This window comes from Spirabiliibacterium pneumoniae (assembly GCF_014884995.1).
Lineage (GTDB): Bacteria > Pseudomonadota > Gammaproteobacteria > Enterobacterales > Pasteurellaceae > Spirabiliibacterium > Spirabiliibacterium pneumoniae.
On sequence record NZ_JABMII010000004.1, the window covers coordinates 148,412 to 168,789 of the forward strand.

Below are 20,378 nucleotides of genomic sequence, written 5' to 3' on the forward strand. Positions count from 1 at the left end.
CTTCTCACGCAATTATCCGCCTTATGTGCAATAATTTTTCAGGGCATTTTGCTGAAAATAGGCTTTGTCTTCCCAGCGCAATAGCGTCATATAATTGCCCCACACGCACCCCGTATCCAACGCATAAATGCCCACTGGCGTTGGCACGCCGACAAGGCTAGCCCAATGCCCGAACACAATAGGGCGTTGCTGATAAATGGGGTTGCTTAGCGTAAACCATGCCACCAACGCATCAGGTGCTTGGTCAAGCGGCAGCTTGCATGCCATATCAAGACGATGATCCCGATAACAAAAACGCATGCGCGTGTAAGCATTGAGAATGTAACGCCAGCGCGCAATGCCTTGCAGGTCATCCTGCCAACGATCGGGCGTGTCAGCGTACATATTTTCAAGCAAAGTGCGGTAGTCATCACTTTGTAGCACCGCCTCCACCTCACGGGCGCACGCACGCGCAGTGGGCAAATCCCAATCAGGGCTGATGCCCGCGTGGCAGAGTAAAAAGCCAAATTCTTCGTGTTCGCGCAGCAACGGTTGCGCACGCAGCCAGTCCATCAGCTCGGCAAAATCGGGGGCGTTGAAAATAGCATCAACTTTGTCTTTCAGTTTAATTTTTTTAATGCCAAGTGCGGTTGAAAGCAGGTGCAAATCATGATTGCCCAGCACCGTTTTACCCGCCTCGCCCAAACTTTTAACAAAACGCAAGCACTCGAGGGATTTATCCCCGCGCGCGACAAGGTCGCCGACTAGCCATAAGGTGTCACAGGCAGGGTCAAACCGCACTTTGTCAAGCAGGCGAGCAAGCTCATCATAGCAGCCTTGCAAATCGCCGACTAAATAGGTTGCCATCAGTCCTCCTGCGGTGGATTATCCGCCAAAAAATTCGCCACACGGACAAAATCTGCAATGCTCAAATTTTCCGCGCGCGCATTGTCGTCAATGTTAAGACTGCTCAATTGCTCAGCAGTGAGTAATTGCCCGAGTGCATTGCGCAGGGTTTTGCGTCGTTGCCCGAAAGCGGCGGCGCATAGGCGGTTGAGCCATGCGGTATCTTTCGCAACACATGGCAAAGTACGGTGCGGAATAAGGCGCACTACGGCAGAGTCCACTTTTGGCGCAGGTTTAAATGCGCTTGGTGGCACTTCCAACACAGGGATCACTTGGCAATAATACTGCGCCATCACACTCAGCCGCCCGTAGGCTTTGCTATTGGGCGCCGCGGCAAGGCGCTTGACCACCTCTTTTTGTAGCATAAAGTGCATATCCGCAATGGCATCAGTAAACGTAAATAAATGAAACATCAGTGGGGTGGAAATGTTGTATGGCAGGTTGCCAAACACCCGCAACGGTTGCCCTAATTGCTGGAAAAGTGCGGTGAAATCCACCTGCATGGCATCTTGCTCAATTACATTGAGCTTTTGGTTCAAAAACGGGTGATGGCGCAGCCGATGGGCTAAATCACGGTCAAGCTCTATCACCGTTAATTGATCTGTCCGATCACACACTGGCTCTGTCAGAGCACCAAGCCCAGGGCCAATTTCAACCAACGCTTGCCCAGGCTTTGGTGCAATAGCGGCGACAATGTTTTCAATCACCAGTGTGTCGTGCAAGAAATTTTGCCCAAAGCGCTTGCGTGCGGTGTGCCCTAAATGTGTTTTTCCGTTCATTCTCTCTCTCAAATAAACAAAATCCCGACCAAGCGGGATTTTATTGGCAGGTAATAATTAGTGTTGCATTATCTTAATATCGGCATTTTTACGCAAGGCTTTCACCCAATTATTCGCAGCCGATTGCGCTTGGCGATTAATTAAGTTCTCGTAGGCTTTTTGTTGATAATACTGCTCGGTGCGATCACCTTTGCGAGTGTCCGTCACTTTCAGAATGTGCCAACCAAATTCCGTTTTAAACGGCGCGCTGATCACGCCCTGTTTGCTTGACCGCACTTTTTTAGCAAATTCACCTACATAGCTTTCAGGAAAGGCAAAGCCCAAATCACCGCCTTTGTAACCTGAGAGATAATCTTTCGAGTTTTGTTTAGCCGCCTCTTCAAAGCTGATCTTTTTCGCTAAAATATCGCTGCGCAATTGCGTGAGCTGCGCTTTAGCTTTGGCGTCGGTTAAAATCGGGTTGGTTTTTAATAAAATATGACTTACACGATATTCTGTTGCTGTCGCTTTATGCAAATTCCCTTTCGCTTTCGCCTCTTGCTGCATTTTTTTACCCAGCTCAAGTACTTGATCACGATCAACATCAATGCTTTTACCGATGCTGCGTTGGCGCACTTGCCCCATTAACAGTTGATGGCGAATTTGATTGCGAAATTGATGATAATCAATGCCTTGATAGTCTAACGCGTCCAACAGTTGACCCCACGTTAACCCATTTTGATCGGCAATGCCTTGCAACACGCGGTCAACATCACTGGTTCTGATCACAACGCCTGAGTCTTTGATCGCTTTTTGCACCAAAATATCGTCAATCACATCATCAAGGGCTTTGGCACGGTTGGCGGCGGTATTGGCGCGCTTGCCGAGCGCTTGCTTCACTTGCCCTGACAAAATCGGATAGCCATCCACCGTTGCCACAACGGTTTCTGCCGCCATCACAGGTTGTGCGACTAATAATGCACCTAAAAGTGCGGTTAACGTTATTAACTTATGCTTCATTTTGGTTAAATTCATCTATTCACTCTCTTATTACGATACATCATTAGAACCTAATTTAGCCAAAAAATTCCCTGCTTAGGCAATTATGGCGTTTGATTGCGTTATAAATCACCAGTAGTCATTCTAAAACATTCTGCTTGCGCTGTCATCTTGTGCTAATCGCTGGCATAGCCACTCGCTCCAAGTACATTGCCGTCTAGCACCGCATAAGGTGGGCTAAACACCAGCCGCCCTTGCGCAAACCAACTAATCACCAACGGATAAATATGCTGCTCTTGCTGCTTGACCCGCTGCTCAACATCGGCGAGGCTGTCTTCTGGAAAAATCGGCACTTTCGCCTGCAAAATCACCGCGCCACCGTCGAGAGATTCGTCCACAAAATGCACACTAGTGCCGTGTTCTTGTTCGCCCGCATCAATCGCACGTTGGTGGGTGTTCAGCCCTTTGAATTTTGGCAGCAGCGATGGGTGAATGTTCAAAATCCGCCCTGCAAAATGGCTGATAAAGTGCGGTGAGAGCACGCGCATAAAGCCTGCCAGCACCACCAGCTCAACGCCTGCGCTAGTGAGCGTGTCAATTAAGGCTTGCTCGAAGTCAACCTTGTTGTCAAATTGCGCACGCGCTATCACGGCGGTAGCGATGTTCGCTTGTTGTGCGCGCACCAGCCCATAAGCATCACTGCGATCACTGATCACGCAGGCAATCTCGGCGTGCAGATGACCGCACTTTTGTGCCTCGATGATGGCTTGCAAGGTTTGCCCATTGCCTGACAGAAGAACGGCTAAACGCATTTAGGCAATCACCACCTGCGGATCTTGTTCGGCGCGTTGATTGATTTCGCCAATCAGCCAAGCACGCTCGCCAGCTTGTTGTAACAGCGCAAGTGCGGTTTCCACGTCTTTTTCAGGCAGTGCCACCACCATACCGACGCCGCAGTTAAACGTGCGATACATTTCGTGGCGTTCGATATTGCCCTCGCGTTGCAGCCAGTCAAACACCTCGCCCCACTGCCAACTTGTTTCATCAATCACCGCTTGCACATGGGCAGGTAACACGCGCGGAATGTTCTCCCAAAAACCGCCACCCGTGAGGTGCGCAATGGCGTGAACGTCCACACGTTTAATCAACTGCAAAATGGATTTTACATAAATTTTAGTTGGCGCCAGCAAATGCTCAGCGAGCGTTTTATCGCCCAGTTTATCTTGGGTTGGGTTAGCACCACTGCGCTCAAGCACTTTACGAATGAGTGAGTAACCATTAGAATGCGGCCCGCTGGAAGCCAGCGCAATGAGTTTATCGCCCACGCGCACTCGTGATGGCTCAATAATTTCACTTTTCTCCACCACGCCCACACAAAAGCCCGCCAAATCGTAATCGCCTTGATGATACATACCTGGCATTTCAGCGGTTTCTCCGCCCACCAACGCACAGCCTGACTGCACGCAGCCATCAGCAATGCCTTTAACCACATCAGCTGCAACATCCACATCCAGTTTGCCTGTGGCGTAGTAATCTAGGAAAAAGAGCGGTTGTGCGCCTTGCACCACAAGATCATTAACACACATGGCCACTAAATCCACCCCAATGGTGTCATGCTTGTGGCAGTCAATGGCCAAACGCAACTTGGTGCCCACGCCATCCGTGCCAGAGACTAAAATCGGTTCTTTGTATTCCGCAGGGATAGCACACAGCGCGCCAAAGCCCCCCAAACCACCCATCACTTCTGGGCGACGGGTGCGTTTCACATCGGCTTTAATGCGCTCAACCAAGTCATTACCTGCGTTGATGTCAACGCCAGCGTCTTTGTAACTTAATGTTTCTTTTTCCACGACAATTTCCTGTTTCTAACCTAACCATAAGGCTCTTATGCGAGCAAGCGTATCGGCTAAATTGTATCAGTTAGTCAAAATTTAAGCGATAAAAATCACACAAATTTGTGCAAATTCTCGCGCAAAATGTCAAGCGTACATACCGCTTGCAAAGAACTCAAAATCCACACAAAAAAGCTATTAATTGGCGTGTCAATGTTTTAAAATTGTTCGGATAACTTTTAAGGAGTGCAATATGAAACTAGTGCAAGTCAATCATCCTTTGATTAAACATAAACTCGGCTTGATGCGCGCGGGCGATATCAACACCAAAGATTTCCGCGATTTGGCCACCGAAGTGGGCAGTTTGCTGACTTACGAAGCCACCGCCGATTTAGAAACCGAAACTATCATTATTGACGGCTGGAATGGCCCTGTGGAAGTGGAACGAATTAAAGGGAAAAAGGTGACTGTGGTACCGATTTTGCGTGCAGGCCTTGGCATGATGGACGGCGTGCTGGAGCATATTCCAAGCGCGCGCATTAGTGTGGTGGGGATGTATCGTAACGAAGAAACGCTCGAACCCGTCCCCTATTTTCAAAAACTCGCAGGTGATCTAGAAGAGCGCATGGCGATTGTGGTCGACCCGATGCTCGCCACAGGCGGCTCGATGGTCGCAACCATTAATCTGCTCAAAGAAAAAGGCTGCAAGCACATCAAAGTGTTGGTGCTAGTGGCCGCACCTGAAGGCATTAAAGCGCTTGAAAAAGAACATCCTGATGTTGAACTTTACACCGCGTCGATTGACGATCACTTAAACGAAAATGGCTACATTATCCCTGGCCTTGGTGATGCGGGTGATAAAATCTTCGGGACCAAATAATGAACACACAAGCCGCCTTACCAGAACCCGCGCAACACCCAATCAAACAGGCCTTTGTCGGCTTGCAAATGTTATTTGTCGCCTTTGGAGCGTTAGTATTGGTGCCGTTGATTGTCGGCCTTGACAGCAATACCGCACTTTTAACCGCAGGGGTTGGCACCTTGTTGTTTCAACTATGTACCCGTCGCCAAGTGCCGATTTTCCTCGCCTCGTCATTCGCTTTTATCGCGCCTATGCAATATGGCATCGCTACGTGGGGCTTGTCGGTTACGATGGGTGGCTTGATGTGCGCTGGGCTGGTGTACGTTGCCTTAAGCTTTTTGGTCAAAATCAAAGGTGCCGATATTTTACAACGCATCTTCCCACCTGTGGTGGTTGGCCCTATTATCATCATCATCGGCATGGGGCTGGCACCATTGGCCGTGAATATGGCGATGGGGCGTGGTGGCGATGGGGCACAGCTCTTCCCTTATGAGCAAGCGATTGTGATCTCAATGGTCACGTTAATCACAACCCTTGTGATTGCGGTTTTTGCCAAAGGTTTAATGCGCCTAATCCCGATTATGTTTGGCATTGTGGTGGGCTATTGCACCGCACTTTTCTATGGTTTAATTGATTTCCAACCCGTGCTCAATGCGCCATGGTTTAGCCTGCCGACATTCACCACGCCATCATTTAAACTCGAAGCCATTTTCTACTTGCTCCCAATTGCCATCGCGCCAGCCATTGAGCATGTTGGCGGGATTATGGCGATCAGCTCAGTAACAGGCAAAGATTTCTTACGCACCCCTGGGCTGCACCGCACTTTGCTCGGCGACGGCATCGCGACCTCCACCGCCGCGTTTTTAGGCGGACCGCCAAACACCACCTATGCTGAAGTCACCGGCGCGGTGATGCTCACGCGTAACTTTAACCCTAAAATTATGACGTGGGCGGCATGCTGGGCGATTGCGATTTCGTTTTGTGGTAAAGTCGGCGCACTGTTGGCCACTATTCCAACCGTGGTGATGGGCGGCATTATGATGTTGGTGTTCGGTTCCATTGCGGTGGTGGGCATGAGCACGCTGATTAAAGCACAAGTGAATGTGTCGGAGCCACGCAATTTGTGTATTATCTCCGTTGTGCTGACTTTCGGCATCGGTGGCATGATGGTCAATGTGGGCGAGGTGTCTCTCAAGGGCATTAGCCTGTGCGCTATCATCGCGGTGTTGATGCACTTGATTTTACCTAAAGAAAAACCGCAAAGTGCGGTGTGAGTGTTAAGCGAATATGCGTCAAATCCCGCTGCCGATTCAAACGGTGGACGAAAACACATTTGACTATTTCAATGGCGAGAACAACCCTTTGCTTCTCGCCAGCCTGCACACTCACCTCGCCCAAGTGCAACCGCACTTTTACTTTATTTTCGGGCAAGCCAGCACGGGCAAAAGCCACCTGCTGAAAGCCTGCTGCGATGAAATCACCCAAAGCGGCGGCGCAGCGAGCTTTTTGCCGCTGAAATCCTTAGCACAATTTTCTCCCGATATGCTCGACAATCTCGAAATGCAAGATCTTGTCTGCCTTGACGATTTACACGCCATCGCTGGCAACGCGCATTGGGAGCGCGCCGTGTTTGATCTTTACAACCGCATCAATGAACGGTCGCAAGGCGAGCTGATTATCAGCGCCAATGCCCCCATCAGCGAGCTGGCGCTCCATTTGCCTGACTTGCGCTCTCGCCTGATTTGGGGAGAGGTGTATCAACTTAAACCATTGCAAGACAGCCAAAAAATGCAGCTGTTACAACAGCGCGCCTTTGCACGCGGATTGATCCTCAACGACGACGCGGCGCAATTTTTGCTTAAACGCCATGATCGCGATCTTAAAAGTTTATTTCGCACGCTCGACAAACTCGAACACGCCACGTTGGAGGCACAAAAAGGGCATTTGACGATCCCATTTTTGAAAGACAAGCTCGCGTTATAAAATCGCCAATACATTTTCAGGTGGGCGCCCAATGCACGCTTTGTCACCCTTAATCACAATCGGGCGCTCAAGTAGTTGCGGGTTTGCCACAATCGCTTGCAATAATTGTTCTTGGCTGGCTTGCGCTAGCTCCAAAGTGCGGTATAGTTCGTCTTTGGTGCGCATCATCTCACGCAAATCCTCCACGCCTAATTTTTCAGCAATCGCGCGGATAGCCTCTGGGCTATAATGCTGCGATTGATAAAGCTCCACTTCAGGCTGCACGCCGTGTTCTTGCAACAATGCCAACGTGGCGCGGCTTTTAGAACAACGCGGATTGTGTAAAATTTTGACACTCATCATCTCTCTCCTATTGCTTTTTCTCTCAAAATAGATTTAATCTGTCATCAAGTCAATATGTTGTTATACTCTGTGCGTTTTTACGAAAGGAAAGCCCATGCTGGAAATGTTTCAAAAATGGTACAAACGACGCTTTAGCGACCCTCAGGCCATGGGGCTTTTTGCCATTTTACTGTTTGGCTTTTTAGCGATTTATTTTTTCAGCGACATCATCGCCCCCTTACTCATTGCGTTAGTGTTCGCTTACCTATTAGAAACCCCTATTGATTTTATCGCTCAGCGCCTGCGCTTGCCGCGTATTGTCGCCATTAGCATCACCTTATTATTGTTCATTGCGCTGACCATTTTTATTTTTATTGTGATTCTGCCACGCCTGTGGAACCAAACTGTGTCGATGATGCAAGATTTGCCCGACATGATAAATCAACTGCATGCTTGGGTGCTCACACTACCTGAAAATTACCCCGCCTTGGTTGATTATCAAATGCTGGACTCCATTATCTCCACCGTGCGCACCAAAATAGTTACCATGGGCGAGTCAGCACTGAAATACTCCATTTCGTCATTGGTGAGCTTAGTTACCATTGGCATTTATGCGTTCTTAGTGCCGTTAATGGTGTTTTTCTTAATCAAAGACAAAGATCAACTGATCAAAGGCAGCATGCGCTTTTTACCGCGCAACCGCACTTTGGCCTCACAAGTGTGGCGTGAAATGCAAGGGCAAATTTCAAAATACATTCGTGGAAAGTTAGTCGAAATACTCGTTGTTGGCTGCGTAACCTATGTGTTGTTACTCAGCTTTGGCTTACGCTACCCACTTTTACTGTCCGTAGGCGTGGGGCTTTCGGTACTCATTCCCTATGTTGGCGCCGTGCTGATCACCATCCCAATTACCTTAATTGCCGCTGCCCAATTTGGGCTTACCTCCACTTTTGGCTATCTCGTGGCTGGGCATATTTTAATTCAAATTCTCGACGGTAACCTGCTCGTGCCGCTACTATTTAGTGAAGCGGTGAACCTTCACCCTCTCATTATCATCCTCGCCGTGCTAATATTCGGCGGGCTATGGGGACTTTGGGGCATCTTCTTTGCCATCCCGCTGGCAACACTCATTAAAGCGGTGCTCAACGCATGGCCATCTAACGAAGAATCTGATGACCCCCTCATCTAAATGTGCGGTTGTTGCTTTTATTTAAAATTGGAAATACGGAAAATTGACATGAATATGAAATATGGAGTGATTCTCAAAGAACGCTAAGTAATCAACTTAGTTTAGGAGAATCACATGAGCCGAAGTTACAGAAAAACCCCCATTTGTGGTATTACCTGTATTGAAAGCGAAAAACAAGACAAACGCCGAGCAAACCGTAAATTTAGACGCTACACGCGGCAGTGTGTTTATATTGGCATAGAACCGCCATTCACCCTACGTCAAGTTAGTGACGTCTATGACTTTGGCAAAGATGGTCGGCAATATTTCTCAGCCTCGAAGCATCCCTATCTGATGCGCAAGTAATGAGTAAAAAGGGCTTCAAAGCCCTTTTTTATATAAAGTGCGGTTAATGATTTTGTAGGTATTCCAACACCACGCTTGCGTGGTCCTTGGTTTTGAATTTATCGAAGACGTGAGCAATGACGCCGTGTTCATCGATCAAAAAACTGATGCGATGGATGCCGTCAAAGGTTTTGCCCATAAATTTTTTCTCCCCCCACACACCATAAGCCTCAGCTACTTGATGATCCACATCGGAGAGTAAAGTGAAATTCAGCGCTTTTTTCTCGCTAAACCGTGCGAGCTTCTCTGGGCTATCAGGGCTGATTCCCAACACCGTCACACCGCACTTTTCCAGTGCTGAGCGACTATCACGCAAATCACAGGCCTGAGTGGTGCAACCTGGCGTGAGTGCTTTAGGGTAAAAATAAACCAGCACTTTTTGGCCTTTAAATTGCGCTAAGCGAACAGCGTTTCCTTGCTGATCCAGCAAGCAAAACTCGGGGGCCTTTGTGCCTTGTGAAAGCGGTGCAACCATAATAAACTCCTAAAAATTCATTTTCTACCATTGAGATTGCATAATTTTAAATGTACGCGTATTTTTTTGCAAAAAAACCGCGAGATTGACAAAAAGCACTTGCAAACTGTGTTAAATTTGGCAAGCTAATTATATAATCATTGTATATGTCGCAATGAAGAATCATTATACAGGAGAATATTTATGTCGGCACAACAACCGTTATTTTCTGGCAGTATTGTCGCGCTCGTCACTCCAATGACTGAAGCCGGCGATGTGAATTATGAAGAATTAGAAGCACTCGTCAATTTTCACATTGATGCAGGCACCAGCGCCATTGTTTCAGTAGGCACCACAGGGGAATCTGCTACGCTGAGCATTGAAGAGAATGTGAAAGCGATTTTAAAAACGGTTGAATTTGCCAAAGGACGTATTCCTATTATTGCAGGCACTGGCGCGAATGCGACCAGCGAAGCGATCACCATGACCAAATTGCTGCACGGCAGTGGCGTGGCGGCGTGCTTGTCGGTAGTGCCATATTACAATAAACCTACTCAAGAAGGCATGTATCAACACTATAAAGCCATTGCGGAGAGTACCGATATTCCACAAATTCTCTACAATGTGCCTAGCCGCACGGGCAGCGACATCAAACCCGAAACCGTTGCGCGTTTAGCCAAAGTAAAAAATATCATCGGCATTAAAGAAGCCACCGGTGAAGTGGAACGCGTGAAGTTAATTAAACAACTGGCGGGTGATGATTTCTTGATCTTCAGTGGTGATGACGCCACCGCACTTGATGCCATGCGTGACGGTGCTGAAGGCGTGATCTCGGTTACCAGCAATGTGGCACCTGCTGACATGGCAAAAATGTGTGCGCACGCCCTCGCTGGCGAGTTTGAACAAGCTGAAGAAATCAATCAACTGCTTCTGCCATTGCACAAAAACTTGTTCGTGGAATCCAACCCAATTCCAGTGAAATGGGCATGTCACCGTTTGGGGCTTATCAGCAATTTGCATATTCGTTTGCCACTGACAGTATTAAGTGAACAAGCGCAACCTGCCGTGATTGAGGCCTTGCAGCACGCAGGCTTGATTCGCTAGAAAACGAAAAAGCACCTTAGGGTGCTTTTTTATTGCGCAAGTAGTGTCTGCGGGTGATAAAGATCAAAGCGGTGATTTTTGGTTTTCAGCTCACCTTGCGGCACAATGTTGGCGAGATAGGGCGCGCCACTGGGGCGTTTGACCACCACGCGTTTTGTCGCCAATACCGCACTTTTTATCAGCAGCACGTCGGCATCAAGGTCTTCGCCGACCAATGATTGAAATACGCGCATCTCTTTTTTCACTAAGGCACTTTTTTGCCGATGAGGAAACATAGGGTCGAGATAGACCACATCAGCGGGCTCAACGGTGAGTGCTGGCAGCGAGCCTAGCGGCAAGAGCTGCATCCGCTCACGCATCCACTGACCAATGGTTTCATCTAGGTAGGCGCGTTGTAAGCCGTCTTGCAACAAGGCATAAACCACAGGGTTGCGCTCAACTAACCGCACTTTGCAGCCAATAGCGGCCAAAACAAAACTATCACGCCCCAGCCCTGCTGTGGCATCAAGCACACTGGGCAGATAGCTTTGCTTCACGCCCACGGCTTTAGCCACAGCTTCCCCTCGCCCGCCACCGAATTGGCGACGATGTGCCATAACCCCTTGAGTAAAATCTACCCACACAGCGCCTAATTTGGGCTCATCAAGTTTGCGTAGTTCAAGGTGGGTTTCGGTTTGAACAAGTGCAAGCGGGCTTTGGGGGTGATGTTCCAGTCCTAAAAAAGCACAAGTGCGGTCAAATTCGGCTTGCTTAACCGCACTTTCACACAATAGTTTAATCATACTTCACCAGCCACACACCCGTTTCGATGTGGTCGGTGTAAGGAAATTGATCAAACAGTGCTGCGCGCGCAATACGGTGAGTTTGGCTTAAGGTGGCTAGGTTATCCACCAAAGTATGGGGGTTGCAGGAAATATAAAGAATCTGCGGATACGTCGATAGCATGGACAAAGTCTCCTTATCTAACCCTGCGCGAGGTGGGTCCACCAATACCGTATTGCATTGATAGTCCGTCAAATTCACGCCTTGCAAGCGGTTGAAGGTACGTTCGCCACGCAAGGCTTGCGTCACTTCTTCAGTCGACATGCGGATAATGCGCACATTATCAATGCCGTTGGCCTGCAAATTGTGCTGTGCGGCCTGCACGGAGGATTTCGCAATTTCAGTTGCCAGCACGCGCGCAAAATTGCCCGCCAGCGCGATAGAAAAGTTACCATTGCCGCAATAAAGCTCTAACAAATCGCCTTGTGCACCTTGAGTGCACAATTGCGCCCATTGCAGCATTTCAATGTTCATGCGAGCGTTCGGCTGAGTAAAGCTGTTTTCAACTTGGCGATAGTGAAAATCTCGCCCATTCACGTTGAGCGTTTCATCAACCCAATCATGATCAAGGCAAATTTTCTGCTTGCGCGCGCGGCCGATTAGTTGCACATCAAAGCCTTGAGATTGCAACCGCACTTTGAGTGCACGCGCCTCACTTTCCCACTGTGCATCCAGCGCTTTGTGATACAGCAAGCTCACCGCAATCTGCCCACTGAGAGTGCTGAGATAGTCGATTTGAAAGAGCTTATGACGCAGCACGGCACTGACTTTTAATTCTGGCAAAAGTGCGGTCATCATCCTATTGATCAGTTCGCTGGCGATGGGAAAACCATCCACGCGATAGCGCTCACCGCGCACCTTATCAAACATAATGTGATAAAGATCATCACCTTCATGCCACAGGCGAAACTCCGCACGCATACGAAAATGCTGCTCGGGGGAGGCAAACACCTCAATGTGGCTCGGCTTAAACGGTGCAAGTAGTGCTTGCAGGCGTTGCTGTTTAGCAAGCAAAAGCGCAGGATAATCCAGTGTTGGCAAAGACTCAGACATAAATAATCTCAAAATGCAAAAGGCGCACGCAGCGCCTTTTATTATTCGGTGAAGTCATCACCCGCGCTGTCAGCGGCGGCCAGCCCTGAGAGGGTGTAGACGCGTTTGACGCTGTTGATGCGGGAAGTGTATTTCACCCAAGTTTTTTCAAAAAAGGTTTCTGGCTCACGCTCTTTTTTGCACACCGCGACAAATTGTTTTTCTTCTTTTGTTTTTGGTTTGCGATTGCCTAATTGTAACTCAATAAATGCTTGTCCGTATTTTTCTAAAGTTTCTGATTCGCGGATAGTATAGTCACCATGACGCGAAAAGCCGCGTGGATAGTTTTTGTCATCAAAAAAGCGGCGGGTTACGCTAAAACTCTCTGCCATAATTTGTCCTCATAGATACATTTTTCGCTTGCATTAAAGCAAGGTTGAAAAATAAGTCAACCTTTTTTTCTGATTTTCGTGATTTTAGCCCAAAGTGCGGTCGTGTAGTTGCCAGCTGCCATCTTTATTGATAAATAAATGCCGCTCGTGCATCACATGCAATGTTGAACGGTGCCCCACGCTGACCACCGTGCTATTTGGCAATGTGCTTTTCAATAAACGATACATCGCATCTTCCAACCCTTCATCCATGCTGGCACTGGCTTCATCAAGATAGATAATCTGAGGGCGATGTAACAACACGCGCGCAAATGCTAACCGTTGCTGCTCACCGAGCGAGAGCACTTGTGTCCATTCGTTGTCTTCCAGCAATTGCGTGGTCAAATGCCCCAGCTGTACGCGCGTTAAAAGTGCGGTTTCAAGGGCATAATCCGCCTGATCTGGCGCCATGTTAGGATAATGCAGTGCATCGAGCAGCCGCCCTTGCGGTAAATACGGCTTTTGTGATAAAAACAGCGCATTGGCTGGTGTGCGCATGTCTCCCTGAGCAAACGCCCACAGCCCCGCCAGCGAGCGCAACAAGGTGGTTTTGCCTACACCAGACGGCCCTTGAATCAATAACCAAGCGCCCTGAGGAAGATCCAGCGATAAGTTTTCAATCAACGGCTTTTGCGAAGGCGTGAACACGCTCAAATGGCTAATTACAAGCCGATCGCTGTCTGTTTTAATTTCGGGCATTGTTAATTTCTCCGCACTTTGCATCGCATCACTAAAGCCCGTTAAACGGTCAAGGGTCGCCTTGTAAGAAGCAAATGTGTCGTAAGAATTTCTGAAAAAAGACAAACTGGAATGTAGCTGCCCGAACACCTGCCCCGTTTGCATCAAATCACCCAGAGAGATCTGCTTTTGGAAAAAACGCCCTGCTTGAATTAAAAACGGAAACACGACCGACGCCTGCCCCACCACCAGATTAAAACCTGAAAATTTTAGGGTTCGAAATACAATATGCCATACGTTTTCGATCACTGAATTAAACTGCTGAGTGAGCAAATGTTTCTCACTGCGCTCTCCGCGATAAAACGCGATGCTTTCGGCGTATTCTTTCACGCGAATTAAGGAATAACGGAAATTTGCGTTGAGCTTTTCGTTCAAAAAATTGAGTTTAATCAACGGACGCCCGAGCTTGAATGCCATCACAGAGGTTAGCAACACATAAAGATAGGTCAAAAACACCATCGCATGGGGAATGGCCACGCCGCCAAGCGTCAATGGGCCAGACAGCCCCCACAGCAAAATCGTGAACGCGATAATCGAGTTGACCGCGCTGACTAATCCTGTGGAAAAACTCAAACTGGTCGTCACAAAGGCTTGCACATCTTGCTGAATGCGTTGATCAGGGTTATCTAAAATACCATGGCTGTAATAGGTTTTATAATAAGTGCGGTTATGCAGCCAGCGTGAAACCAAACGATGATTGAGATCTGTACGCCAATTGATGATGAAACGCTGTGAAAGATAGTAATTAACCAGCCCTAACACCACGTTAATGGTGGCTAAAATGGCAAACACGGCCATCATATACCAAAACAGATCCGCATTATAGTCCTGCAATGAACCATACATTTTGTTATACCAATTCGACACCACCACACTCAAACGTACGTCAAGCAAGGTAAACAACAAAATGCAACCAAACAACGCCATTGCGGAAAAATGGGTTTTGGGATTGAGGTAATGCGCGCCAATACGCCAAAATTGCCGCCCCCAATGCGTGAAGCGCACTAACAATGTGCCAAGTATAATCAAAAACACCACGCTGCCAGCAAAGGCTTTTAGCACCCAAAAAGCGGAGTCAATTAATTCAGTTTGCCAATTCATACATTATCTCAATCTATGCCATAGTGTGGCCATCATTTACTTTATTTTTGCACAAAATTCCCATTTTTCTTTTAAAAATTTGGGCTAGGGCAAATTTTTGTTTTTCTAAGACAGGTATAATCTCTCTCAGTTCATTTTTATTGAAAAATTAGGAGTACTTATGAGCGATATTGCAATCACCATAAGCCTTATCTCCTTGGTTGCGGTGATCGGGCTGTGGCTCGGGCATTTTAAAATCAAAGGGATTGGCATCGGGATCGGAGGTGTACTATTTGGGGGAATTTTAGTCGGCCACTTTACCTACCAATACAACCTCAAACTTGAACCGCACACCTTGCATTTTATTCAAGAATTTGGTTTGATTTTATTTGTTTACACCATTGGGATTCAAGTCGGCCCAGGTTTTTTTGCCTCCTTGAGACAATCGGGTCTTAAACTTAATTTATTCGCTATGATGATTGTGCTGATCGGCGCATTGTTGGTGGTGATATTACATCTTACCTTAGGCATTGAATTACCAATTATTCTCGGCATTTTCTCAGGGGCGGTTACCAACACCCCATCACTCGGGGCAGGTCAACAAATTCTAAGTGAGTTGGGGATGACCAATATCACTGAAACGATGGGTATGGCTTATGCCATCGCCTATCCATTTGGAATCTGCGGTATTTTGCTGTCTATTTGGCTAATTCGTGCCTTTTTCAAAATCAAAATTGAACACGAACATGAACAATTTGAAAAAGAATCAGGTCATGATAAAGAGAGCTTAAGTAGTCTTAACATAAGGGTATCCAATCCCAACATTAACGGCTTGCGCATTCGTGATATTCCAGGCTTTGAGGCACGTAACGTGGTGTGTTCTCGGCTTAAACGCAATGACGATCTGATTGTTCCTCACGCCGATACTGAAGTTATCTTAGGTGATATTATGCACTTAGTCGGTGACAAACCCGACCTCTACCGATTGCAGCTGGTGATTGGTGAAGTGGTGCAAACCTCTCTCACCACGCGTGGTACCGACCTACGCTCCGTGCGTGTGGTAGTGACCAATGAACAAGCGTTAGGTAAAAAAATCCGCGATCTCAAATTTAAACAAAAATACGAAGTCGTCATCTCGCGCCTTAACCGTGCGGGGATTGAGCTTGTCCCCACCAGCAACACCAGCCTGCAATTTGGTGACGTGCTCAATCTCGTTGGGAGGCTTGATGCCATTGAAGCGGTGATCGCTGTGATCGGCAATGTGCAACAAAAACTGCAACAAGTGCAAATGCTGCCTGTATTTATCGGGATTTTGCTCGGCGTGTTAGTCGGCTCTATCCCCATTATGGTGCCAGGCTTCCCTGTCCCGCTAAAACTCGGTCTGGCTGGCGGCCCGCTGGTGGTGGCACTCATTCTTGCGCGTATCGGCAGCCTCGGCAAACTCTATTGGTTTATGCCACCAAGTGCTAACCTCGCTCTGCGCGAAATCGGGATTGTCTTGTTCCTCTCCATCGTAGGGCTAAAAGCGGGTGCTCATTTTGTCGATACACTCGTCAGTGGCAGTGGGCTTGAATGGATGGCCTATGGGGTAATCATTACCTTTGTACCACTCGTTATTACAGGAGTCGTCGCACGTATTTATGGCAAGATGAACTACCTCACCCTAAGTGGCTTACTGGCTGGCTCCATGACCGACCCGCCCGCACTGGCCTTTGCTAACGCCATCAAAGAAGAAAGCGGTGCCGCAGCGCTCTCTTACGCCACCGTTTATCCACTGGTGATGTTCATGCGTATCATCTCACCGCAAGTGCTCGCCATTGTACTAGTCCTGTTCACCTAAAACCGCACTTTAAGAAAAAACCGCACTTTAAAAGTGCGGTTTTAATCAAGATAATAAAAAAGTCGCACATCTTGTGCGGCTTTCATTTTAAATTATTGCCCGTAATAGGCATTTACACCATGTTTTCTTAGATAATGTTTATCTAATAACTCCTGCTGCATAGCTTGTAAATTAGGCCGTAATTGGCGAGCAAAGAGATTCATATAAGCAATTTCCTCCAACACCACAGCGTTATGCACTGCATTGTGTGGATCGCTACCCCAAGCAAATGGCCCATGTGAGTGTACTAGAGCTGCTGGAACATCATTTGGATTAATTGCACGCTTAATAAAGGTTTCCACAATGACCTTACCTGTTTCCAACTCATAGTCACCCGCAATCTCTTGCGCCGTCATTTTGCGCGTGCAAGGTATTGCGCCGTAAAAATAATCCGCATGGGTTGTACCTGTTGCAATAATATCTTCACCCGACTGAGACCAAATAGTGGCATGACGTGAGTGCGTATGGACAATCCCGCCAATATCGGGAAATTGACTGTACAGCTCAAGGTGTGTTGGCGTATCTGAAGATGGTTTTTTATCCCCTTCAACCACCGCACCAGTATGAAGATCAACCACAACCATATCTTCTGCGGTCATCACATCATACTCAACACCCGAGGGTTTAATTACCACTAAACCTTTTTCTCTATCAATACCGCTCACATTTCCCCATGTAAACGTGACTAAATGGTGTTTTGGAAGTGCCAAATTGGCCTCGAGAACCTCGTGTTTCAATTGTGTTAACATTGGAAACCTCCTTGCACCATTTGTGACTCAATCCATTTTCTGGCGTTAATGATTTCAACAATAGGGTCTTGTGCTTTTTCCGTCCACATCTCAATGAGAAAAGCACCACGATAATTTAATCGTGCTAACGTTTCAAAACATTTCACAAAGTCAACACAACCTTGACCAAAAGGGACATCTCTAAATTGCCCTGCGCATGCTTGGGTGACTTTATGGGTATCTTTCAAATGGATAGCCGAAATTTTATCAATACCTAATTCCAGCTCAGAAACCACATCATCATTCCATGCAGATAAATTGCCTAGATCGGGATACACTGTAAACCAAGGAGATCGCAGTATTTCATCATATTTTTTCCACCGCGAAATAGAACTCATAAACTTCGTATCCATGATTTCAACAGCCAATGTCACTTGATTACTAGCAGCCAATTGTACAGCCCACTCTAAACCTTCTTGAAAACGTGCAACTGTTCCTTCATCTTGTTCTTCGTAGTAGACATCGTAACCCGCTAACTGAATCGTTCTAATGCCAAGATCTACTGCAAGCTCAATGGCTTTTTGCATAAGATCGTAGGCTTGTTTTCTTATTGGACTGTCATGACTACCAAATGGGAAACGGCGATGCGCTGACAAACACATTGATGAAATGGTAATTCCAGAATCCAGAACAGCTTTAACAATGTTCAGTCTTTCTGATTTGCTCCAATTTAAACGTGATAGGCGTTCATCAGTTTCATCAATAGACATTTCCACAAAATCAAAACCGCAACATTTTGCAATGGCAAGTCTTTCTCGCCAACTTATTTCCTTAGGTAAGGCCTTCTCATAAATACCAATTTTATGGTTTCTCATTCTATCTCTCCTAAATATATTAGGCTAAGATAATATTCAAACCTCGTGCTTTTAAGGCAGAAATAATGTCAGGATCGGCTTCTTTGCCTGTCACTAAGGTATCAATACGACTTAACTCAGTAAATATCATCCCAACTTCCTTCCCTAATTTTTGACTATCAAGCAGAACAATCAAGCGCCCAACTTTATCAAGCATTTTTTGCTCTGAATTTGCAATCAGCATGTCGGTTTTATAAAGTCCCTTAGCCGAAATTCCTCGTCCGCTTGTAAACATAATATTGGCAGAGTACCCACAATCAACTCCAACGCCTAAAGACAGAGTAATAGCCTGATTTTTATTGTATTGTCCTCCCATAATAACAACATCATTATGGTCATGTTCAATCAACAAATTAGCTAACGGCAAATAATTGGTGATGATTTGCACAGGGCTGCCACACAAGCTTTGTCCTAACATCATCATGGTGGAACCACAGGTCAAAAATACGCTTTCGCCTCGTTGACACAAATTGGCTGCCACTCTCGCAATTCTCTCTTTTTCAGAAAAATTATTGATTTGATTAACATTACTGCTTAAATAATTTCGGTGATTAGAAATGCTTTCTTTAGTAACGGATTGAGCTCCATTACGCACTTTCTGCAACAACCCTAATTTATCTAACATCGTAATGTCGCGTCGCGCCGTTGCTGGCGAGACATTAAGAAGATGAATAATCTCTTCCGTCGATAATATTTCCCGTTCATTGAGAATATTGAGTAATTTCTCATGACGATATTGCTTGTTCATAATGACTTCTCCGTAAAACTAACCATGTATGAACAAAATAACACCACTTTGTAAAAATACAAAGCGGTGTATAAAGGTTAAAGTATTGACTTAAACGGAACATTAGGTTCTTGCTCAAAGCAATCATCAAAGCCACGCGGATAGTGATACTCTGTTAATGCTTTATCTTGAGGATAGACGTATTTACCCCCAACTTGCCAAATGAACGGTTTGAATTGATACTGAAGTCTATCTTTACGCATATTGTAAAGCGCTAAAATTTCATTTGTATCCGCTTGGAAATTTGTCCAAATATCATGATGCACAGGAATGACCACTTTTGTACGCAAGCACTCGGCCATACGCAACAAATCAATAGACGTCATTTTATCTTGAATGCCTAGCGGGTTTTCACCATAGCTACCCAAAGCGACATCAATCTCATAGTCTTTACCGTGTTTAGCATAATAGATTGAGTAGTGAGAATCACCAGAATGATAAATATTGCCACCAGGTGTTTTGATCAGATAGTTAACTGCCTTGAGCCCCATCTCTTCATCGCTTGGGCAAATGCCATTTAATTCGCCGCCATTTTCTTCTGAACCTCGGGCAGGCAGAGTAACTAAGCAAGTGCGGTCAAAAGAATCCAGTGCAATCAACTCAAGATCCTTAATTTTAACACTGTCTCCAGGTTTAACGACTACGCAACGATCTTGTGGCACACCCCACTTCGTCCACATATCCACACAATATTGTGGGCCGATGAATTTAACATGGTTGAGCTCAGGGTTATTGATAACTGCAGCAGCTACATTCACATCAATGTGATCGTTGTGGTAGTGTGTTGCCACAATGGCATCGACTTGATTAATTGCAAATGGGTCTAACACACTGACTGAATTTCTCAAATTTGGCTGTAATTTACGTACACCCGCCATGTTAGCCATTTGGTGGCCACGCACCATGTCTTTAACCTTTTTCGTAGCTTTACCACGACCACACCAAAGATCAATACAGAGATTCGCATTTCCAGGTGTTTTGACCCACAAGCCCACACAACCCAGCCACCACATAGCAACATTGCCTTGAGGAACTTGTTCAAGTTCAATCTCTTCATTCAGCCAAGTGCCCCACTCTGGAAAGGTTGATAAAATCCAGCTCTCACGGGTAATTTCATTCACTTTTGCCATAAATAACGCTCCTTAAAAAGCACAAAAAATCAAATATAACTCAAAAGTAATCATATATAATCATTT

General features: G+C 46.6%; 22 protein-coding genes. 7 read left to right on the forward strand and 15 right to left on the reverse strand.

Features of this window, described 5'->3' with window-relative positions:
- Window positions 1-21: 21 nt before the first annotated feature.
- From apaH to purM, 5 genes are all read right to left on the reverse strand, one after another.
- A complete protein-coding gene (gene apaH / locus HPC38_RS03100) occupies window positions 22-846 on the reverse strand; it encodes a bis(5'-nucleosyl)-tetraphosphatase (symmetrical) ApaH (RefSeq protein ID WP_208119815.1) in 825 nt (274 codons plus the stop codon).
- Window positions 846-1,664 carry a 16S rRNA (adenine(1518)-N(6)/adenine(1519)-N(6))-dimethyltransferase RsmA gene (rsmA, locus tag HPC38_RS03105; RefSeq protein ID WP_208119816.1) on the reverse strand — a complete coding sequence of 273 codons (819 nt, stop codon included), beginning with the start codon at window positions 1,662-1,664 and terminating at the stop codon, window positions 846-848. The genes apaH and rsmA overlap by 1 nt, the downstream gene beginning before the upstream one ends.
- Window positions 1,665-1,721: 57 nt before the next feature.
- A complete protein-coding gene (locus HPC38_RS03110) occupies window positions 1,722-2,678 on the reverse strand; it encodes a peptidylprolyl isomerase (protein ID WP_235977602.1) in 957 nt (318 codons plus the stop codon).
- Between the two features lie 140 nt (window positions 2,679-2,818).
- Window positions 2,819-3,454 carry a phosphoribosylglycinamide formyltransferase gene (gene purN / locus HPC38_RS03115; protein WP_208119817.1) on the reverse strand — a complete coding sequence of 212 codons (636 nt, stop codon included), beginning with the start codon at window positions 3,452-3,454 and terminating at the stop codon, window positions 2,819-2,821.
- On the reverse strand, window positions 3,455-4,492 hold the full coding sequence (gene purM / locus HPC38_RS03120) for a phosphoribosylformylglycinamidine cyclo-ligase (RefSeq protein ID WP_208119818.1): 1,038 nt from the start codon (window positions 4,490-4,492) through the stop codon (window positions 3,455-3,457).
- A gap of 235 nt (window positions 4,493-4,727) precedes the next feature.
- On the opposite strand from purM, the gene upp reads away from it, so the two are divergent.
- Genes upp through hda form a run of 3 tightly spaced genes read left to right on the forward strand, consistent with a single transcriptional unit; the run spans window position 4,728 to window position 7,319 of the window.
- Window positions 4,728-5,354: a uracil phosphoribosyltransferase gene (gene upp / locus HPC38_RS03125; RefSeq protein WP_208119819.1), complete on the forward strand. Its 627-nt coding sequence runs from the start codon at window positions 4,728-4,730 to the stop codon at window positions 5,352-5,354.
- Entirely contained in the window at window positions 5,354-6,610 is a 1,257-nt protein-coding gene (locus HPC38_RS03130; protein ID WP_208119820.1) for a uracil-xanthine permease family protein, read from the forward strand. Before upp ends, HPC38_RS03130 begins: the two co-directional genes overlap by 1 nt.
- 13 nt (window positions 6,611-6,623) lie before the next feature.
- Window positions 6,624-7,319 (forward strand): DnaA regulatory inactivator Hda, encoded by a 696-nt coding sequence (gene hda / locus HPC38_RS03135; RefSeq protein WP_208119821.1) that lies wholly within the window; start codon window positions 6,624-6,626, stop codon window positions 7,317-7,319.
- On the opposite strand, the gene arsC is transcribed toward hda, so the two are convergent.
- Window positions 7,314-7,658, reverse strand: coding sequence for an arsenate reductase (glutaredoxin) (arsC, locus tag HPC38_RS03140; RefSeq protein ID WP_208120063.1), 345 nt, complete (start codon window positions 7,656-7,658; stop codon window positions 7,314-7,316). The genes hda and arsC overlap by 6 nt on opposite strands.
- Before the next feature lie 97 nt (window positions 7,659-7,755).
- On the opposite strand from arsC, the gene HPC38_RS03145 reads away from it, so the two are divergent.
- Both HPC38_RS03145 and HPC38_RS03150 read left to right on the forward strand, forming a co-directional pair.
- Window positions 7,756-8,829: an AI-2E family transporter gene (locus HPC38_RS03145; protein ID WP_208119822.1), complete on the forward strand. Its 1,074-nt coding sequence runs from the start codon at window positions 7,756-7,758 to the stop codon at window positions 8,827-8,829.
- Between the two features lie 114 nt (window positions 8,830-8,943).
- On the forward strand, window positions 8,944-9,174 hold the full coding sequence (locus HPC38_RS03150; RefSeq protein ID WP_208119823.1) for a hypothetical protein: 231 nt from the start codon (window positions 8,944-8,946) through the stop codon (window positions 9,172-9,174).
- A 43-nt stretch (window positions 9,175-9,217) separates the two neighbouring features.
- Here HPC38_RS03150 and bcp read toward each other — a convergent pair whose 3' ends face one another.
- Window positions 9,218-9,688: a thioredoxin-dependent thiol peroxidase gene (gene bcp, locus HPC38_RS03155; protein ID WP_208119824.1), complete on the reverse strand. Its 471-nt coding sequence runs from the start codon at window positions 9,686-9,688 to the stop codon at window positions 9,218-9,220.
- A 183-nt stretch (window positions 9,689-9,871) separates the two neighbouring features.
- Between bcp and dapA the strand changes: the two genes are divergently transcribed.
- Complete coding sequence (gene dapA / locus HPC38_RS03160) at window positions 9,872-10,771, forward strand: 4-hydroxy-tetrahydrodipicolinate synthase (protein WP_208119825.1); 900 nt, start codon at window positions 9,872-9,874, stop codon at window positions 10,769-10,771.
- A 29-nt stretch (window positions 10,772-10,800) separates the two neighbouring features.
- Here dapA and HPC38_RS03165 read toward each other — a convergent pair whose 3' ends face one another.
- From HPC38_RS03165 to HPC38_RS03180, 4 genes are all read right to left on the reverse strand, one after another.
- Window positions 10,801-11,553: a class I SAM-dependent methyltransferase gene (locus HPC38_RS03165; protein ID WP_208119826.1), complete on the reverse strand. Its 753-nt coding sequence runs from the start codon at window positions 11,551-11,553 to the stop codon at window positions 10,801-10,803.
- Complete coding sequence (gene trmA / locus HPC38_RS03170; protein ID WP_208119827.1) at window positions 11,546-12,646, reverse strand: tRNA (uridine(54)-C5)-methyltransferase TrmA; 1,101 nt, start codon at window positions 12,644-12,646, stop codon at window positions 11,546-11,548. Before trmA ends, HPC38_RS03165 begins: the two co-directional genes overlap by 8 nt.
- 41 nt (window positions 12,647-12,687) lie before the next feature.
- Window positions 12,688-13,017: a DUF413 domain-containing protein gene (locus HPC38_RS03175; RefSeq protein ID WP_208119828.1), complete on the reverse strand. Its 330-nt coding sequence runs from the start codon at window positions 13,015-13,017 to the stop codon at window positions 12,688-12,690.
- An 84-nt stretch (window positions 13,018-13,101) separates the two neighbouring features.
- Window positions 13,102-14,895 (reverse strand): ABC transporter ATP-binding protein/permease, encoded by a 1,794-nt coding sequence (locus HPC38_RS03180; RefSeq protein ID WP_208119829.1) that lies wholly within the window; start codon window positions 14,893-14,895, stop codon window positions 13,102-13,104.
- A gap of 160 nt (window positions 14,896-15,055) precedes the next feature.
- Here HPC38_RS03180 and HPC38_RS03185 point away from each other — a divergent pair, with 160 nt between their 5' ends.
- Window positions 15,056-16,714, forward strand: coding sequence for a putative transporter (locus tag HPC38_RS03185; protein ID WP_208119830.1), 1,659 nt, complete (start codon window positions 15,056-15,058; stop codon window positions 16,712-16,714).
- A gap of 92 nt (window positions 16,715-16,806) precedes the next feature.
- Here the strand turns inward: HPC38_RS03185 and araD are convergent, their stop codons facing one another.
- The 4 genes from araD to ulaG all read right to left on the reverse strand — a co-directional run bounded on the left by araD (window position 16,807) and on the right by ulaG (window position 20,312).
- Window positions 16,807-17,502 (reverse strand): L-ribulose-5-phosphate 4-epimerase, encoded by a 696-nt coding sequence (gene araD / locus HPC38_RS03190; protein ID WP_208119831.1) that lies wholly within the window; start codon window positions 17,500-17,502, stop codon window positions 16,807-16,809.
- The gene (locus tag HPC38_RS03195) at window positions 17,496-18,356 is read right to left on the reverse strand and encodes an L-ribulose-5-phosphate 3-epimerase (RefSeq protein WP_208119832.1); all 861 of its coding nucleotides are present in this window, start codon (window positions 18,354-18,356) and stop codon (window positions 17,496-17,498) included. The genes araD and HPC38_RS03195 overlap by 7 nt, the downstream gene beginning before the upstream one ends.
- A gap of 19 nt (window positions 18,357-18,375) precedes the next feature.
- A complete protein-coding gene (gene ulaR / locus HPC38_RS03200) occupies window positions 18,376-19,143 on the reverse strand; it encodes an HTH-type transcriptional regulator UlaR (protein ID WP_208119833.1) in 768 nt (255 codons plus the stop codon).
- Between the two features lie 77 nt (window positions 19,144-19,220).
- A complete protein-coding gene (gene ulaG / locus HPC38_RS03205) occupies window positions 19,221-20,312 on the reverse strand; it encodes an L-ascorbate 6-phosphate lactonase (protein WP_208119834.1) in 1,092 nt (363 codons plus the stop codon).
- Window positions 20,313-20,378 lie beyond the last annotated feature (66 nt).

What these genes read in the sequence shown, in the direction of transcription:
- HPC38_RS03165 (WP_208119826.1), bottom strand. Translation starts at nt 11,553, where the DNA reads ATGATTAAACTATTGTGTGAAAGTGCGGTTAAGCAAGCCGAATTTGAC.
- apaH (WP_208119815.1), bottom strand. Translation starts at nt 846, where the DNA reads ATGGCAACCTATTTAGTCGGCGATTTGCAAGGCTGCTATGATGAGCTT.
- purN (WP_208119817.1), bottom strand. Translation starts at nt 3,454, where the DNA reads ATGCGTTTAGCCGTTCTTCTGTCAGGCAATGGGCAAACCTTGCAAGCC.
- HPC38_RS03145 (WP_208119822.1), top strand. Translation starts at nt 7,756, where the DNA reads ATGCTGGAAATGTTTCAAAAATGGTACAAACGACGCTTTAGCGACCCT.
- HPC38_RS03130 (WP_208119820.1), top strand. Translation starts at nt 5,354, where the DNA reads ATGAACACACAAGCCGCCTTACCAGAACCCGCGCAACACCCAATCAAA.
- HPC38_RS03150 (WP_208119823.1), top strand. Translation starts at nt 8,944, where the DNA reads ATGAGCCGAAGTTACAGAAAAACCCCCATTTGTGGTATTACCTGTATT.
- HPC38_RS03180 (WP_208119829.1), bottom strand. Translation starts at nt 14,895, where the DNA reads ATGAATTGGCAAACTGAATTAATTGACTCCGCTTTTTGGGTGCTAAAA.
- bcp (WP_208119824.1), bottom strand. Translation starts at nt 9,688, where the DNA reads ATGGTTGCACCGCTTTCACAAGGCACAAAGGCCCCCGAGTTTTGCTTG.
- upp (WP_208119819.1), top strand. Translation starts at nt 4,728, where the DNA reads ATGAAACTAGTGCAAGTCAATCATCCTTTGATTAAACATAAACTCGGC.
- HPC38_RS03195 (WP_208119832.1), bottom strand. Translation starts at nt 18,356, where the DNA reads ATGAGAAACCATAAAATTGGTATTTATGAGAAGGCCTTACCTAAGGAA.
- hda (WP_208119821.1), top strand. Translation starts at nt 6,624, where the DNA reads ATGCGTCAAATCCCGCTGCCGATTCAAACGGTGGACGAAAACACATTT.
- HPC38_RS03175 (WP_208119828.1), bottom strand. Translation starts at nt 13,017, where the DNA reads ATGGCAGAGAGTTTTAGCGTAACCCGCCGCTTTTTTGATGACAAAAAC.
- HPC38_RS03110 (WP_235977602.1), bottom strand. Translation starts at nt 2,678, where the DNA reads ATGAATTTAACCAAAATGAAGCATAAGTTAATAACGTTAACCGCACTT.
- araD (WP_208119831.1), bottom strand. Translation starts at nt 17,502, where the DNA reads ATGTTAACACAATTGAAACACGAGGTTCTCGAGGCCAATTTGGCACTT.
- HPC38_RS03185 (WP_208119830.1), top strand. Translation starts at nt 15,056, where the DNA reads ATGAGCGATATTGCAATCACCATAAGCCTTATCTCCTTGGTTGCGGTG.
- dapA (WP_208119825.1), top strand. Translation starts at nt 9,872, where the DNA reads ATGTCGGCACAACAACCGTTATTTTCTGGCAGTATTGTCGCGCTCGTC.
- ulaR (WP_208119833.1), bottom strand. Translation starts at nt 19,143, where the DNA reads ATGAACAAGCAATATCGTCATGAGAAATTACTCAATATTCTCAATGAA.
- arsC (WP_208120063.1), bottom strand. Translation starts at nt 7,658, where the DNA reads ATGAGTGTCAAAATTTTACACAATCCGCGTTGTTCTAAAAGCCGCGCC.
- trmA (WP_208119827.1), bottom strand. Translation starts at nt 12,646, where the DNA reads ATGTCTGAGTCTTTGCCAACACTGGATTATCCTGCGCTTTTGCTTGCT.
- rsmA (WP_208119816.1), bottom strand. Translation starts at nt 1,664, where the DNA reads ATGAACGGAAAAACACATTTAGGGCACACCGCACGCAAGCGCTTTGGG.
- ulaG (WP_208119834.1), bottom strand. Translation starts at nt 20,312, where the DNA reads ATGGCAAAAGTGAATGAAATTACCCGTGAGAGCTGGATTTTATCAACC.